Origin of the sequence: Kocuria sp. UBA5001 (assembly GCF_002398425.1) — a bacterium.
Taxonomy (GTDB): Bacteria; Actinomycetota; Actinomycetes; order Actinomycetales; family Micrococcaceae; genus Kocuria; species Kocuria salsicia.
This window is the reverse complement of record NZ_DGYR01000009.1, coordinates 482-14,555: the sequence shown is the minus strand read 5'-3', so window position 1 is coordinate 14,555 and position 14,074 is coordinate 482. Positions and strand designations below refer to the sequence as shown.

The 14,074-nt window shown below is 69.6% G+C and carries 11 protein-coding genes and 1 pseudogene; 3 read left to right on the top strand and 9 right to left on the bottom strand.

Annotated features, from left to right (window positions below; all coding sequences use genetic code 11):
• From B3G12_RS03990 to B3G12_RS03975, 4 genes and pseudogenes are all read right to left on the bottom strand, one after another.
• Positions 1 to 629, bottom strand: a 629-nt coding sequence (locus B3G12_RS03990) for a DEAD/DEAH box helicase (RefSeq protein ID WP_414672725.1), incomplete at its 3' end; no start/stop codon positions are given.
• 180 nt (positions 630 to 809) lie between these two features.
• Positions 810 to 1,560, bottom strand: a pseudogene (locus tag B3G12_RS03985) (SDR family NAD(P)-dependent oxidoreductase).
• Between the two features lie 191 nt (positions 1,561 to 1,751).
• A complete protein-coding gene (locus tag B3G12_RS03980) occupies positions 1,752 to 2,564 on the bottom strand; it encodes an SDR family NAD(P)-dependent oxidoreductase (RefSeq protein ID WP_144940967.1) in 813 nt (270 codons plus the stop codon).
• Complete coding sequence (locus B3G12_RS03975) at positions 2,561 to 3,343, bottom strand: type 1 glutamine amidotransferase domain-containing protein (protein WP_144940969.1); 783 nt, start codon at positions 3,341 to 3,343, stop codon at positions 2,561 to 2,563. The genes B3G12_RS03980 and B3G12_RS03975 overlap by 4 nt, the downstream gene beginning before the upstream one ends.
• Positions 3,344 to 3,555: 212 nt before the next feature.
• Here B3G12_RS03975 and B3G12_RS03970 point away from each other — a divergent pair, with 212 nt between their 5' ends.
• Both B3G12_RS03970 and B3G12_RS03965 read left to right on the top strand, forming a co-directional pair.
• Positions 3,556 to 3,951 (top strand): hypothetical protein, encoded by a 396-nt coding sequence (locus tag B3G12_RS03970; protein WP_144940972.1) that lies wholly within the window; start codon positions 3,556 to 3,558, stop codon positions 3,949 to 3,951.
• A 148-nt stretch (positions 3,952 to 4,099) separates the two neighbouring features.
• Positions 4,100 to 5,632 (top strand): alanine/glycine:cation symporter family protein, encoded by a 1,533-nt coding sequence (locus tag B3G12_RS03965; protein ID WP_144940975.1) that lies wholly within the window; start codon positions 4,100 to 4,102, stop codon positions 5,630 to 5,632.
• A gap of 161 nt (positions 5,633 to 5,793) precedes the next feature.
• Here the strand turns inward: B3G12_RS03965 and B3G12_RS03960 are convergent, their stop codons facing one another.
• The 4 genes from B3G12_RS03960 to B3G12_RS03945 form a co-directional block, all read right to left on the bottom strand.
• Positions 5,794 to 6,666 carry a D-hexose-6-phosphate mutarotase gene (locus tag B3G12_RS03960; RefSeq protein ID WP_290499208.1) on the bottom strand — a complete coding sequence of 291 codons (873 nt, stop codon included), beginning with the start codon at positions 6,664 to 6,666 and terminating at the stop codon, positions 5,794 to 5,796.
• A gap of 176 nt (positions 6,667 to 6,842) precedes the next feature.
• Positions 6,843 to 8,303 carry an amino acid permease gene (locus B3G12_RS03955; protein ID WP_144940980.1) on the bottom strand — a complete coding sequence of 487 codons (1,461 nt, stop codon included), beginning with the start codon at positions 8,301 to 8,303 and terminating at the stop codon, positions 6,843 to 6,845.
• Positions 8,304 to 8,444: 141 nt separating this feature from the next.
• Positions 8,445 to 9,911 carry an alanine/glycine:cation symporter family protein gene (locus B3G12_RS03950; protein ID WP_145010104.1) on the bottom strand — a complete coding sequence of 489 codons (1,467 nt, stop codon included), beginning with the start codon at positions 9,909 to 9,911 and terminating at the stop codon, positions 8,445 to 8,447.
• A 247-nt stretch (positions 9,912 to 10,158) separates the two neighbouring features.
• Entirely contained in the window at positions 10,159 to 11,409 is a 1,251-nt protein-coding gene (locus B3G12_RS03945) for a multidrug effflux MFS transporter (RefSeq protein WP_290499207.1), read from the bottom strand.
• A 146-nt stretch (positions 11,410 to 11,555) separates the two neighbouring features.
• On the opposite strand from B3G12_RS03945, the gene trmB reads away from it, so the two are divergent.
• Positions 11,556 to 12,506: a tRNA (guanosine(46)-N7)-methyltransferase TrmB gene (gene trmB / locus B3G12_RS03940; RefSeq protein ID WP_238694045.1), complete on the top strand. Its 951-nt coding sequence runs from the start codon at positions 11,556 to 11,558 to the stop codon at positions 12,504 to 12,506.
• A gap of 35 nt (positions 12,507 to 12,541) precedes the next feature.
• On the opposite strand, the gene B3G12_RS03935 is transcribed toward trmB, so the two are convergent.
• On the bottom strand, positions 12,542 to 14,074 hold a 1,533-nt coding region (locus tag B3G12_RS03935), incomplete at its 5' end, for a BCCT family transporter (protein ID WP_290499206.1).

Sequence of the window (14,074 nt, the reverse complement as noted above, 5' to 3'; positions counted from 1 at the left end):
TCCTTCAGGAACTTCTTGACCAGCACGTCCACGCCATTGTCCAGCGTGGCGGAGAACAGCAGACGCTGCGAGCCCTTGGGGGTCTTGGCGAGGATCCGGGTGACCACGGGCAGGAAGCCCATGTCCGCCATGTGGTCCGCCTCGTCCAGAACGGTGACCTGGATGTCGTCGAGCGTCAGCAGGCCCTGCTTGATGAGATCCTCGAGACGGCCGGGGCAGGCCACCACGATGTCCACGCCGTCCGCGAGCGCCTTCTCCTGGCGCTTCTGGGAGACACCGCCGAAGATCACGGTGGTGTTCAGCCCGGCGGCCTTCGCCAGCGGGGCCACGGTGCGGTCGATCTGGGTGGCGAGCTCCCGGGTGGGGGCCAGCACCAGCCCCGTGGGCCGGTGGGCACGACGCCGCGTCCGGGCAGTACCCGGGGCCAGTCCGGCCAGGCGGGTCACGAGCGGCAGAGCGAACGCCACCGTCTTGCCGGAGCCCGTGCGACCGCGGCCGAGCACGTCACGGCCGGCGAGGGAATCGGGGAGAGTCTTCTCTTGGATGGGGAAAGCTTCCGTGATGCCCACGCGGGCGAGGTCAGCGGAGAGCGCCTCGGGCACACCGAGGTCTTCGAAAGAATGAGACAAGGAACGTCTTTCAGGGTTGGTCCGCGCGAAACGATTTCGCGCGCACGCGCCGTGAGTCGGGCGCGAACTGCGCGCCTCGGACCGGCGCGCCTCTACCCCGCAATATGTACGGGGGAACCGGTCCAGTCTACACCTCCTGCCCGGTGGACCCCACCAGGGGGCGGCCCTCGTCTCAGCGCCTCACACCGCGGCGTACCCGCCGTCCACCAGGTAGTACCCTCCCGTGATGAACGAGGCCTGGTCCGAGAGCAGGAAAGCGGTCAGCTGCGCAACTTCTTCCGCCGTGCCGAGGCGGCCCATGGGGTGCTTGGCGATCAGGCCCGCGAGGACCTGCGGGGGCACGCTGCGCAGCAGCGGGGTGTCGATGTACGCCGGGCCCACCGCGTTGACCCGGACCCCGCGCTGGGCGTAGTCCACACCTGTCTGGTGAGGACCATGAGGCCGTGCTTCGCCGCGGTGTAGGCGCTGTGGCCGAAAGTGGTGGCCACCGTGGAGTGGATGGAGCCGATGTTGACGACTGCTCCTCCCCCGTACTGCTCGATCACCGGCAGCTGGGCGTGCATCCCGTAGGCCACCCCGTTGAGGTCGATCGCCACGGTGCGCTCCCACGCGTCCAGGTTCGTCTCCCCGAGGGCCTCCATCTGCCCGCCCACACCGGCGTTGTTGACCGCGTAGTGCAGCCCGCCGTAGGTCTGCACGGCGAAGTCCACGGCGGCCACGGCGTCGGACCTGCTGGCGACATCCTGACGGATTCCCGCGGCGTCGCCCCCGGCCGCCATGAGATGGCCTGCACCACGTTGTCGATGCCCGTGGGGTCGATGTCCGTGACCACCAGCTTCGCGCCGCGGCGCGCGAGGTCCTTGGCGACCGCCTCCCCGATTCCGGAGGCACCTCCGGTGACCAGTGCTACACGGGACGTGAACTCTGACATGGCATCTCCTGGGCGTGGGGCGGTTCGTGAACACGTTCAGTCTCGCGTGTGGTGCAGCTCACCTCCAGGAGTCGCGGAAATGAGTCTCGTGGAAACGAGTCAGCGGGGCCGCCCCGGTCCGGTGTCCGTGGCGACCCCATCGGGGGCCCCGCGCGGTGAACCCGCGCCGTCGCCCCCCCCCGCGGGTCCTCTCAGTGGGTCCCGTGCAAGGGCGTGGGCCTGCTGTCCTTCGCGAAGCGCCGGGCCTTGACCCGCTCGGGCAGCACCCTGTTGAGCAGCGCGGCCCGGCGCGTGGCGAGGTTGCCGCCGACCACGTGGTCCCTGTCCGCGAACAGCGCCTCGACACCCTGTCGGGCGACCTGCGAGGGGTCGTTCTTCCACTCGTTGGACCCGAAGACCGTGTTGTCCATCCCCGCCGTGTGGTGGAAGCCGGTGGCCGTGGCACCCGGCAGCAGCGCCGTCACGACCACCCCGTACTCCTTCATCTCCTCGCGCAACCCCTGGGCGAACGCGTAGGTGAACGCCCGCGTTGGCCCGTAGATGGACTCGTACGGCGTGGGGGTCAGTGCGGAGAGCGAGGCCGTGATGAGGATCCGCCCGGAACGCTGCCGTGCCATCGTCTGCACGACGTGCTTGGCCAGGCGCACCTGTCCGGTGACGTTGAGGTCCAGCATGCGCAGCTCGTCCTCGAGATCCGTGTCCACGAAGGACCCACCCAGGGACTTCCCGGCGTTGAGCACGGCGACGTCGAGGTGCCGGCCCAGCGACTCGACCTGGTCCCAGACGTGCTCCACCCCCTCGGCGGTACTGAGGTCCGCGCGCACGGAGACCACCGTGCCCACCGGGGTCGCGGCGTCCGCAGCCTTCTCGAGCTCGCTCTGCAGGGTGCCGATCCGCCCGCTCGCACCCACACCCACGATGTCGTAGCCGCGGGCGCTGAGCTGGGCGGCGATCTCGAACCCGATGCCGGAGGAGGCCCCGGTGACCAGCGCGAGAGGCCTCACTCCCGCTCGTCCTCGCCCTCGGCCTTCCCGGCGTCGTGCTCCTCGCGCAGCGCCTGCGCCGCCTGCTCCTCCTCGGCCTTCTGCCCGCGCACCACCTCGGTGAGCAGCTTGGTCATCTCCTTGGCCACGCCGGCCGCGGACTGGGGGTTCTGGCCCGTGACGAGACGCTCGTCCACCTGGACGTTCTCCTCCCAGTTCTCCGCCGCCTTGACGGTGGCGCCCTGCTCCTCGAGCCGGTCCTGGAGCAGGTAGGGCACGGTGTGCCGCTTGCCCACGGCCTCCTCCTCCGCGTTGGTGAACGCGGCCACCTTGCGCCCGGACAGCAGGCGCACCCCGTTGGACAGCTCCACGTCCACCAGCCCGGAGGGGCCGTGGCACACGGCACCGACGATGCCACCGGCGTCGTAGACCGCGGCCACGAGCTTCTGCAGGGCCGCGCTGCCCGTGAAGTCCCACATGGTGCCGTGCCCGCCCACGAGGTACACGGCGTCGTACTGCGCAGGGTCCACCACGGAGACCTTCGGGGTGTTGTAGAGGGAGGCCTTCGCGGTCTCGTCCTGGGTGAACTCCACCTGCACCGGGTCCTCCTCCTGGACCTCGTCCCGCGGGGGCCGCCCGCCCTCGATGGAGGCGAAGTCCACGAAGTACCCCGCATCCCGGAACACCTTCCACGGGTGGGACGCCTCGGCCACGTTGTAACCGGTGGGCTCGCCCGTCTCGCCCAGCGTGTCCTGGCTCGTGAGCACCAGCAGGATCTTTTTCATGGTGGTGATGTCCATACTTCCCCTTCTCGAACGGGTCGTGCGGGCGCGGCGCCCGCCGTGTGCCACCACCCTAGGTAGGGCCCCGCCGGGGTGCGCGAGCCGTTCGCTCACGGCATGGGGCGCCAGGGAGGGGTTCAAAACGGGCCGCTGTTAGCATGAGCATCGATCCTCGGCGGGCACCTCGGGCCTCTGCCCGACCCCGCTCCACCCCGATGAAAGGTTCACCCATGCGCATCTCCAACGCCATCCTCCGCGGCGTCTCAGGCGCCTACCTGCTGCAGTCCGGCTACGGCAAGCTCGGCATGGACGCCCAGGCGGCCGAGGGCCTCAAGCAGTTCGCCGCCACCGGCGTCCCCCAGTTCGCCGAGTGGGACTCCAAGACCTTCGCCACGTTCATCGCCGGCAGCGAGCTGGCCGTGGGCGCCGCGCTGGTCACCCCGTTCGTCTCCAAGCGCCTCGCCGGCGCGGGGCTGCTCGCGTTCAGCGCCGGGCTGCTGACCATGTACTTCCGCAACTCGGAGATGACCAAGGACGACGGCATCCGCCCCTCCGAGCAGGGCATCTCGCTGTCCAAGGACTTCTTCTTGGCCGCAATCGGTGCGGGCCTGATGGTCCAGAAGTAGCCTCCCCACGCCCTAACGACGGCGACGCCGCAGTGGTCACCACTGCGGCGTCGCCGTATGTCAGGGGCGGGAGCGAACCCCCGTCCCCCGCCGCCCCTGTGCGCTAGGTTGGACAGCATCGCACGTCCGGTCTCACGAAAGCTCCCCCATGGACACCCTGCAGAACACCCTGGACTTCGTCCGCGACCTCGTCTGGGGGCCCTGGCTCCTGCTGCCCCTGCTCTTCGGCACCGGTGTCTTCCTCACCATCCGGCTGCGCGGCATCCAGTTCCGGCTCTTCACCAAGGCCATGAGCCTGGGCTTCGGGCGCCGCTCCCGGGGCACCGGGGAGAAGGGGGACATCACCTCGTTCGCCGCGATGTCCACCGCGCTGGCCGCCACCGTGGGCACGGGCAACATCGTGGGCGTGGCCGCGGCGATCTCCGTGGGCGGACCCGGGGCCCTGTTCTGGATGTGGCTCACCGCGCTGGTGGGCATGGCGTCCAAGTATGCGGAGTGCTTCCTGGGCGTGCGCTTCCGCACGAGGGATACCGCCGGGCAGCTCACGGGCGGCCCGCAGGTCTACCTGGCGCGCGGGATCCCCAACAAGTTCGGGCGCTTCCTCTCCGTGATGTTCGCAGTGTGCTGCGTGGTGGCCACGTTCGGGATCGGCAACATGACCCAGGGCAACGCGATCGCCTCAAACCTGGAGCACTCCTTCAACGTCCCACCGCTCCTGACGGCCGCCGTCCTGGCCGTGGGCACGGGCATCGCCCTGCTGGGCGGCATCCAGTCCATCGCGAAGGTCACCACCTACCTGGTGCCCCTGATGATCGTGCTCTACATCGGCTCCGGGCTCTACATCATCGGCGTGAACTACCGGGGCATCCCCGAAGCCCTGCGCCTGATCTTCGAGGGCGCCTTCACCCCCATGGGAGCGACCGGCGGCTTCGTGGGCTCCACCGTGCTGATGGCCATCCAGATGGGCGCGGCGCGCTCCCTGTTCTCCAACGAGTCCGGCATGGGCACCGCATCCATCGCGGCCTCGATCGCCCAGACCAGCCACCCCGTGCGACAGGGCCTGGTGTCCATGACCCAGACCTTCGTGGACACCCTGGTGGTCATCTCCATCACGGGCTTCGTGATCCTCTCCACGGGCGTGTGGAGCGGCACGGACACGGCCACCATGACCTCGGTGGCGTTCTCCACCGGCCTGCCCGGCTCCTGGGGCGGCACGATCGTGACCATCTGCCTGGTGCTGCTGGGCTACTCCACGGTGCTCGGCTGGGCCTACTACGGCGAGCGCAACGTAGAGCGCCTGGCCGGTGCCCGGGCGGCGATCGTCTACCGCGTGGTCTTCTCGATCGCAGCCGGCCTGGGCGCGCTGGCGCCGCTGACCCTCGTGTGGACGTTCTCGGACATCATGAACGGATTCATGGCCATCCCCAACCTGATCGGCCTGGTCCTGCTCTCCGGTCTGGTGGTGCGCGAGACGAACCTCTACCTGAAGCACGACCCCAAGTTCAACGCCACCGCGCAGGAGGTGGACAACTTCATGGGCACCCGCCCCGGCGCCCTGGACGCCCAGATCCACCACACAGTGGACCTCACCTCCCCAAAGCCCGCCCTCTCGGAGACGGGCTCGGCGCCCGCACCGCGTTCCGACGCCGACACTGCAGCTGGGCCCCGCGCGAGCGCCTGACAGTTCCGGGGGTCGCTCGCAGGCGGTTCCACGGGTCGCCCGCAGCGGAAGGGCCCAACTCTGCAGTGCGGCGTCGCCCGCCACGAGCGGTCCGGATGCGCGGTGACCGCGAGTCGGCAGGCACGGGGTCCGCAACCCCGCGCCCGCCCGAGCCGGGCGGTTCAGCCCTGCGGGGCGGCGTCGTCCTCGGCGAGCGGCTCCACCTCGATGCTCTGAACGAGCACGTGGGACTCGCCGGCGGCCAGCCGCACGGGCGATCCCATCACGTTGCCTGCCTCGACGCACAGCATCCGCTGCCACTCGTCGTCCGCGAAGTCGGACATGCCCACGGCCTTGTCCTGCCAGGGGTTCCAGACCACGGTGCTGTCCGAGCCCTCCTTGGAGACCACGAGCGTGCGCCCGAGGGCCGGGTCCAGAACCCGGACCTCGCCGCGGTGGGCGAAGACGGCGTCGGTCTCACCCGTGATCGTGAGGTCCCCAGACTGGGTGCGCTGCTCACCTGTGACCTTGTCGTGGTAGGTCACGCCGTCGAGCCCGTGGACCCGCACGCGGGTGGCATCGCCCACGCTGAGGTAGGTGTGCAGGGCCTCCTCGATCTCGAAGGTCTCGTCGCCGGTGTTGGTGACGCGCAGGTCCAGGCACAGTGCTGAACCGACGGTCATGCGCAGGGTGGCGGAGAACTCGTACGGGAAGGACTCGCGCAGCTGCACGGAGACGTCCTGCGGCGTGAGGGAGAAGCTCGCGAACGCGTTGCCGGCGTCGTCCTGGCCCTGCTCGTCCAGGTGCCACTCGGTGATCCGGGCGAAGCCGTGGGCGGGGGTCATCTCACCGGTGCGACCGGGACCGAACCACGGGAAGCACACGGGGACGCCGCCGCGGATCGCACGCCCGGTCTCGGTGGCGGCGCGGGAGGAGACCCACAGGACGGGCTCGTGGCCCTCCGGGGCCCAGGACATCGCGTGGGCACCGTAGCTCAGCACGGATCCCTCGCCGTGCGGCGCGGTCAGGGTCAGGGGTTCGGGCAGTCGTGTCATGCCCCCACCATAGGCGGGGGCACGGCCCGTGGGCAGGAGCCCGGGACGCTGGTCCGGAACGGTGGTCCGACGAGCGGGCGCGCAAGGGGACGCCCGAGTCCTCGGCCGGGGCGACGTCGCCCACTCGGCTGGGGCGGCGACGTCTCCTCGGCGGGGACGGCCCCTCGAGGGGCGGTTCAGCCCTCCGAGTGCTCGTTCTCCACGGGGCGTTCCATCTCCTTCTTGAACCACGCGAACGCCTGGCGGTGGGACTCGGTGCGGCGCACGAAGACCCACGCGACGCCCAGCAGTCCGAGCCACACGGGCAGTGCAACGAGGCTCGTTTCCGTCTCCGGTTCGAGGCTCAGCGCCCACACCACGAACGCGAAGAACAGCAGCACGGCGATGCACGCCACCACACCACCCGGCATCTTGTACTCGGAGGAGCGGTGGCGCTCCGGAAACTTGTGGCGGTAGCGCATGTAGGAGACCAGGATCATGGACCACACGAACATGAACAGCAGCGAGGCCACCGAGGTGATGAGGGTGAACGCCTCGATGATCGAGTCCCCGGCGTAGAGCACGGGGATGGTCAGCAGCAGCACAAGGGCGGTGACGTAGAGGGCCCGCACCGGAACACCCACCTTGTTCAGTCCGGTGAACAGCCGCGGTGCGCTGCCCTCCGCCGCGAGGCCGAAGAGCATGCGCGAGGTGGAGAAGACACCGGAGTTCGAGGAGGACATCGCGGAGGTCAGCACCACGAAGTTCACCACGGAGGCCGCGCCAGCCAGCCCGGCCAGCGCGAACATGGCCACGAACGGGGACTGCTCCGGATCGATCGCCCGCCACGGCATGACCACCAGGATGGCCAGCAGGGAGCCCACGTAGAAGATGAGGATGCGCACGGGCACCGAGTTGATCGCGCGCGGTAGGGTCTTGCGGGGATCGCGCGCCTCGGCGGCGGTGGTGCCGACGAGCTCCACACCCACGAACGCGAAGACCGCGATCTGGAACCCCGCGACCACACCCATGGCGCCGTGCGGGAACCACCCGCCGTCGTTCCACAGGTTCGCAATCTGCGCCACGTGGCCGTCTGGGGACGTGAAGTGCGTCAGCGCCATGACCACACCCGTGACGATCAGCGCCAGGATGGCCACAATCTTGATGAGCGCGAACCAGAACTCCATCTCCCCGAAGTTCTTCACGCTCACCGCGTTGAGCAGGAAGACCACGGCGAGCACCACCACCGTGGGCAGCCACAGTGGGACCGAGGGCCACCAGAACTGCATGTAGCCGGTGATGGCCACGAGCTCCGCGATCGCTGTCACGATCCAGCAGAACCAGTAGGACCAGCCCACGAAGAACCCGGCCCACGGCCCGATCAGGTCAGCCGCGAAGTCCGCGAACGTCTTGTAGTGCAGGTTGGACAGAAGCAGCTCCCCCATGGCCCGCATCATGAAGTAGAGGAAGAACCCGATCACCATGTAGACGAAGACCACCGAGGGCCCCGCCAGGGAGATGGTGCGCCCGGAGCCCATGAACAGGCCGGTGCCGATGGCGCCGCCGATCGCAATGAGCTGGATGTGCCGGTTGCTCAGACCCCGCGGGGGCCCGGAGTGGGCGTGGGGCGGGGACACGGCGGAGGAGCTGTTGGTCATGTGTGCTGAGATTACACCTCCGAACTCCCGTCCCCGTGGTGTGGCGCACACGGGCGCTGCCCGCCTTCCCGGGAGCGGGGAGGCGGGCAGCGGGGCCTGCGGACCGGGCAGGGGACGACGTCGCGCCGTCCGGACCGCAGGTCAGGGCGTGCGGGGTGCCCCCGCTCGTTCCGGGGCCACGTAGCTGTCGATCGCGCCGGGGCGGCCCTCCATGAAGCCGTCCACCTGCACCTTGCCGGCCCGCAGCTGGGGGTCGTTGCGCAGGTAGTGCTTGGTCTCCCGCGCCACCAGGCCCGAGAGGATGAGCAGGCCGATCAGGTTGGGGATCGCCATGAGCCCGTTCATCAGGTCCGCGAAGGACCACACGATGGCCAGGGGCACGCTGCAGCCCACGAACACGATGACCGAGAAGAACACGCGGTAGGGCATCACCGAAGCGCGGCCGAAGAGCCGCTCCATGCAGCGCTCGCCGTAGTAGGCCCAGCCCAGGATGGTGGAGTACGCGAAGAGCACCAGGCCGAGCGTCACGATCAGGTGGCCCCAGCCGCCGGGCAGGCCGTGGCTGAACGCGTCACCGGTCATGGTGGCGGCGAAGTCCTTGCCCTGCTCCCACACGCCGGTGGTCACGATGACCAGGCCCGTGCAGGTGACCACGATGATCGTGTCGATGAACGTCTGGGTCATGGACACCAGGCCCTGGCGCACGGGGTGCGTGGTCTGGGCTGCGGCCGCGGCGATGGCTGCCGAGCCCATGCCGGACTCGTTGGAGAAGATGCCTCGGGCCACGCCCATCTGAACCACGACGATGATCGCCGAGCCTGCGAAGCCGCCCACGGCGGAGTGGCCGGTGAACGCCGAGGCGAAGATGGTGCCGAACGCGGCGGGCACGGCCTCGATGTTCACGACCAGGATGAACAGGGCGCCCAGCACGTAGAAGACGATCATCACGGGCACGAGACCCGCGGTGACCTTGCCGATGGACTTGATGCCGCCCACGAGCACGAGCAGTGTGAGCACGGCCAGCACGAGGCCGGTGATCCACACGGGCACGCCGAACGAGGACTCCATGTTCGCGGAGATCGAGTTGCCCTGGGTCATGTTGCCGATGCCGAAGGAGGCCAGCACTGCGGCGACCGCGAAGAACAGGGACAGGAACTTGCCGAAGCCGTTGGGAATGCCGCGGAACAGGTAGTACTGGGGTCCGCCGGAGATCTCACCCTTGGCGTCCCGGGTGCGGAAGCGCACGCCCAGGAACGCCTCCGAGTACTTGGACGCCATGCCCAGCACACCGGTGACCCACATCCAGAACAGCGCGCCGGGCCCGCCGATGGACAGCGCGGTGGCCACGCCCACGATGTTACCGGTGCCCACCGTGGCCGCGAGCGCCGTGGTCAGGGCCTGGAACTGGGAGACGTCACCGCCGGGGGCGTCGTGGTCCTTGCGCTCGAACAGCGCGAGCCGCAGCGCGGGGATCAGCTTGGTGAGCTGCAGTCCCGCGAGCCGGATGGTCAGGTAGATGCCCGTGCCCAGCAGCAGGGGGATCAGCAGGAACGGTCCCCAGACGAACCCGTCCAGGGTGTCGAGGATGGATTGCAGCGCGTCGAGCATGGAAGTCTCCCTCGGTCGTGTGGGGGCCGGAAGCGGTGAATTTCCCGCGGGAACCGTCACCATTTCGGAAAGTGAACCACACCACGGACCCTGCCCGGGGACTCTGCGCTTCATTGCGGGCCATGTCGCGCGGCGGGTGCGGCCGACGACGTCGTCGGGCTCGCGTCGTCGGCCGGGGCCAGCGCGGCGCCGTCGCGCAGAACTGGGGCTGCCCGGCGTCGTGCCGGACGCGGGTGCCGCGCCGCGTTCAGGCACCGCTCTGCGCGTGGTGGGAGTTCGCCAGCCGCACAGTCACCACGGAGACCGCCGCGCACACCGCCATGCACACCGCCATGGGGACGGCGCTGCCCTCCCCCGCGAGCCCCGTCAGGGGCGTGACGATCCCTGCCATCACGAACTGGCCCATGCCCACGACCGCCGAGCCGGTCCCGGAGAGCTTCTTGTGCTGGGCGCGCTGCTGCGCCAGGGCCACGGCGTTGCCCAGCACGAAGCCCATGCATGCCTGGGCCAGGAAGATCAGCACCAGGGTGACCGTGCCCAGGACACCCAGCAGCACGAGCACCACGTTCAGAACCGCGAACACTGTCAGACCCACCACGCCCACCAGCAGCAGGGACTCAGAGGACCGGCTTCCCACGAGCTTGGTGTTGACCACGCCCGTGGCGATGGACCCGCACGCGTTGAGCGCGAAGATCGCGGAGTACGCCAGCGCGCTGTAGCCCAGCACGTTCTGGATCACGAACGAGGACGCGGAGATGTAGGAGAACAGGGCGCCGAAGGCGAACGCGAAGCTCAGCGCGTAGCGGCGGAACACGCGGTCGCGGAGCACCTCCTCGGCATTGCGGAAGATCCGTCCCAGCCCGCCGCCCGAGCGCGCCTCGCGCGGCAGCGTCTCCGGGATGACGAACACGGAGCACGCGAGCATGACCACGCCGAAGCCGGTGAGCACCCAGAACACCACACGCCAGTCCGCCACGGTGGCGATCACCCCGCCGGCCAGCGGTGCAACCACGGGTGCGAGGGACGTGATGAGCGAGAGCACCGAGTAGAGCTGGGCGGCGCGGTGGCCACGGGCGATGTCCGAGACCACCGCGCGGGCGATCACCACCCCGGCCGCGCCCGCGACGCCCTGGACGAACCGCAGGGCCAGCACCACGCGGATGTCCGTGGTGAAGATGATGACCACCGAGGAGAGAAGAAACAGTGCCGTGCCCGCGACCATGAGCTTGTGGCGCCCCAGGACGTCCGAGAGCGGGCCGAGCACGAACTGCCCGATCGCCATGCCCACCATGTAGGCGGTGAGGCTCAGCTGAACCATGCTGGCCGTGGTGTCGAACCACTGGGACATCTCCGGCATGGACGCCAGGTACATGTCCGTGGCCATGGGGCTCACGGCGGAGAGGACGCCCAGCGCGCCCACGAACACCACCCGGTCCAGGCGCGGGTTCAACCCCAGTCTGCTGCGAACTGGCTCGGGTGCTTCGGAGCTCTGGGACATGCGGGATCTCCTGGGCGCGCGACGACGCGGCAACGGGGGTGGGATGCCCCCATGCTAGTCGCACGCGCGGTGGCGGATCGTGGGGGTCCGCGCGCAGGCCCGCGGGATCCGCCACACCTCGCGCGCCCCACCTAGGATGTTCCACGATGGAATCCAGCGACCGCACCCCACAGCACCCCGTCCCCGAACGCCCTGTCTCCGAACGCTCCGAGCACGACGCCGCCCTTCCGGGTGCTGGTGCCGAGCGCACCCCCGCGGGCCCCACCTCCGGCGGCCCCGCGGCCGCTGCAGGACAGGCCCCCGGCGCCGAGCAGGGAACCGGGGCGGGTGAGACCCCGGCGGCGGCAGCGCCGTCGAACCCGGCGTTCCACCGCCAGCCCTACTCCTTCGTGCGCCGCGGGGACCGGCTGTCCCCCAAGCGCCAGAAGGCGTGGGACGAGCACGCGGGCGAATGGGTCCTGGAGATCCCGCGCGTCATGACCGACACCTCCGTGGACCCCTCCTACCGCCTGGACCACGAGGCAGCCTTTGGGCGGGTGGCGCCGCTCGTGGTGGAGATCGGCTCGGGGCTCGGCGAGGCGATCGTGGCCCACGCCGCCGCGCACCCGGAGCTCGACCACCTGGCCGTGGAGGTCTACAAGCCCGGGATCGCGGACCTGCTCATGAAGGCGGCACAGGCCGGAGTCACCAACGTGCGCGTGGCCCAGGCCAACGCCCCGGAGGTCCTGGAGCACATGCTCGAGCCCGGCTCCGTGCACGAGCTGTGGGTGTTCTTCCCGGACCCCTGGCACAAGACCCGCCACCACAAGCGCCGGCTGGTCTCCCCCGCCTTCGCCGAGCTCGCCGCCCGCGTCCTGGAGCCGGGCGGGATCTGGCACCTGGCCACGGACTGGCAGGAGTACGCCGTGGTGATGCGCGAGGTCCTCGACGCCGCGGCTGCAGACTTCGAGAACCTCCACCCGGGCCCTCTCGCGGACGACGAGCACCCGGACACCGGCTGGGCACCCCGCTGGGAGGGCAGGATCCTCACGAGCTTCGAGCGCAAGGCCACCGAGGCCGGTCGCGTGCCGCGGGACCTGGCCTACCGGCGTCGCTGACGGCGACCGGCCCCGGGTTCGCTCCCGCCCGGGGCCTACCGCCGTCCGCTCCCCGCCGAATCCCCAGCATGGCCCTGCGAGGGCTCCCCTGTGTCATCGTGTCCCACCTCTTCCGGGACCCCCGTGAACTCGCCCGTCTCGTAGTCGTAGTCCACGGGGTTGCCGTCCTCGTCCGTGCGCTGGTACCAGTCGGTGACCTCCGGCGCGGAGGAGTCGAAGTCCGCGCCCGTGGCCCACTTGCTGTCCGGGGCGTGCTCCACGGCGAACGTGAAGTCGTCGCCGTACTCGTCGATCCCGTGGCGCACGGACTTGTCCACCGCCCAGCGCGAGTACTGCTCGCGGATGATCATCGGGTCCCGCCGCAGGTCCTTGTGCAGGGCCACGGCCATCGCGAACATGATGAGCGTGAACGGCAGGGCGGTGATCGTGATGAGGTTCTGCAGCCCGGTCAGCGCGTTCTGCCCGCCGATCAGCAGCATCACCACGGCGATCCCGGCCATGCACAGGCCCCAGAACACCGTCACCCGCCGCTTGGGGTTGGGGTTGCCCCGCTGGGACATCTGCGAGGTCACCACGGAGGCCGAGTCCGCGGTGGTCACGAAGAAGACCGCGAGCATGACCACCACCACACCCGCCATGATCCCGGCGCCCGGCAGCACGTCCAGGACGGTGAAGAAGATCTCCTCCGGCGGGGGCAGGGTGTCCACCGTGTTGTCCGGGGCGATCGCGCGGGTCTGCAGCTGCTGCCAGATGGCGGTGCCGCCCAGCACGGTGAAGGCCATGACCACGATGGTCGAGGGGATGAACAGCACCCCCAGCACGAACTGGCGGATGGTACGCCCCCGGGAGATCTTGGCCACGAAGATCCCCACGAACGGCGCCCAGGAGACCCACCAGGCCCAGTAGAACGTGGTCCAGGTGGAGAGGAACTTCTGCATCTGCGGACCGTCGGACATGGACGCCGAGAGCATGTCCGGCAGCTCGGCGAAGTACGTGACGATCACCGCGGGCACGTAGTTGAGCAGGAACGCCGTGGGCCCCAGGACGAAGAAGAACAGCGCGAGGCCGATGGCCAGCACCATGTTGATGTTGGACAGCCACCGGATGCCCTTGGCCACCCCGGAGACTGCGGAGGCGATGAACCCGGCTGTCAGTACCGAGATGATGATGAGCGCACCGGCGTTGCCCGTGGACCCCATGCCCGTGAAGATCTCCACCCCGCGGCTGATCTGCAGTGCACCGATGCCCAGCGCGGCCGCCGTGCCGAACAGGGTGGCCAGGATCGCGAGGATGTCGATGACCCGCCCCACCACGTTGTCCGTGCGCCCCTGCCGGAAGAACGGCGCGAACACGGAGCTCATGAGCGGAACCCGGCCGCGCCGGTAGGAGGTGTAGCCCACCGCCACGCCCACGAGACCGTAGATGGCCCACGCGTTGAGCCCCCAGTGCAGGGCGGCCTGCGCGGAGGCCTTCTTCATGGCCTCCATGGTCCCTGGCTCCGCGGAGCCAGGGCGCGGTGAGAGGAAGTAGGTCATCGGCTCGAACGGGCCGAAGAAGATGATGCCGAT

Bases quoted from the DNA above. Each gene is read 5' to 3' on its own strand.
- trmB (WP_238694045.1), top strand. From the start codon at position 11,556: ATGGAATCCAGCGACCGCACCCCACAGCACCCCGTCCCCGAACGCCCT.
- B3G12_RS03970 (WP_144940972.1), top strand. From the start codon at position 3,556: ATGCGCATCTCCAACGCCATCCTCCGCGGCGTCTCAGGCGCCTACCTG.
- B3G12_RS03945 (WP_290499207.1), bottom strand. From the start codon at position 11,409: ATGTCCCAGAGCTCCGAAGCACCCGAGCCAGTTCGCAGCAGACTGGGG.
- B3G12_RS03950 (WP_145010104.1), bottom strand. From the start codon at position 9,911: ATGCTCGACGCGCTGCAATCCATCCTCGACACCCTGGACGGGTTCGTC.
- B3G12_RS03955 (WP_144940980.1), bottom strand. From the start codon at position 8,303: ATGACCAACAGCTCCTCCGCCGTGTCCCCGCCCCACGCCCACTCCGGG.
- B3G12_RS03965 (WP_144940975.1), top strand. From the start codon at position 4,100: ATGGACACCCTGCAGAACACCCTGGACTTCGTCCGCGACCTCGTCTGG.
- B3G12_RS03975 (WP_144940969.1), bottom strand. From the start codon at position 3,343: ATGGACATCACCACCATGAAAAAGATCCTGCTGGTGCTCACGAGCCAG.
- B3G12_RS03960 (WP_290499208.1), bottom strand. From the start codon at position 6,666: ATGACACGACTGCCCGAACCCCTGACCCTGACCGCGCCGCACGGCGAG.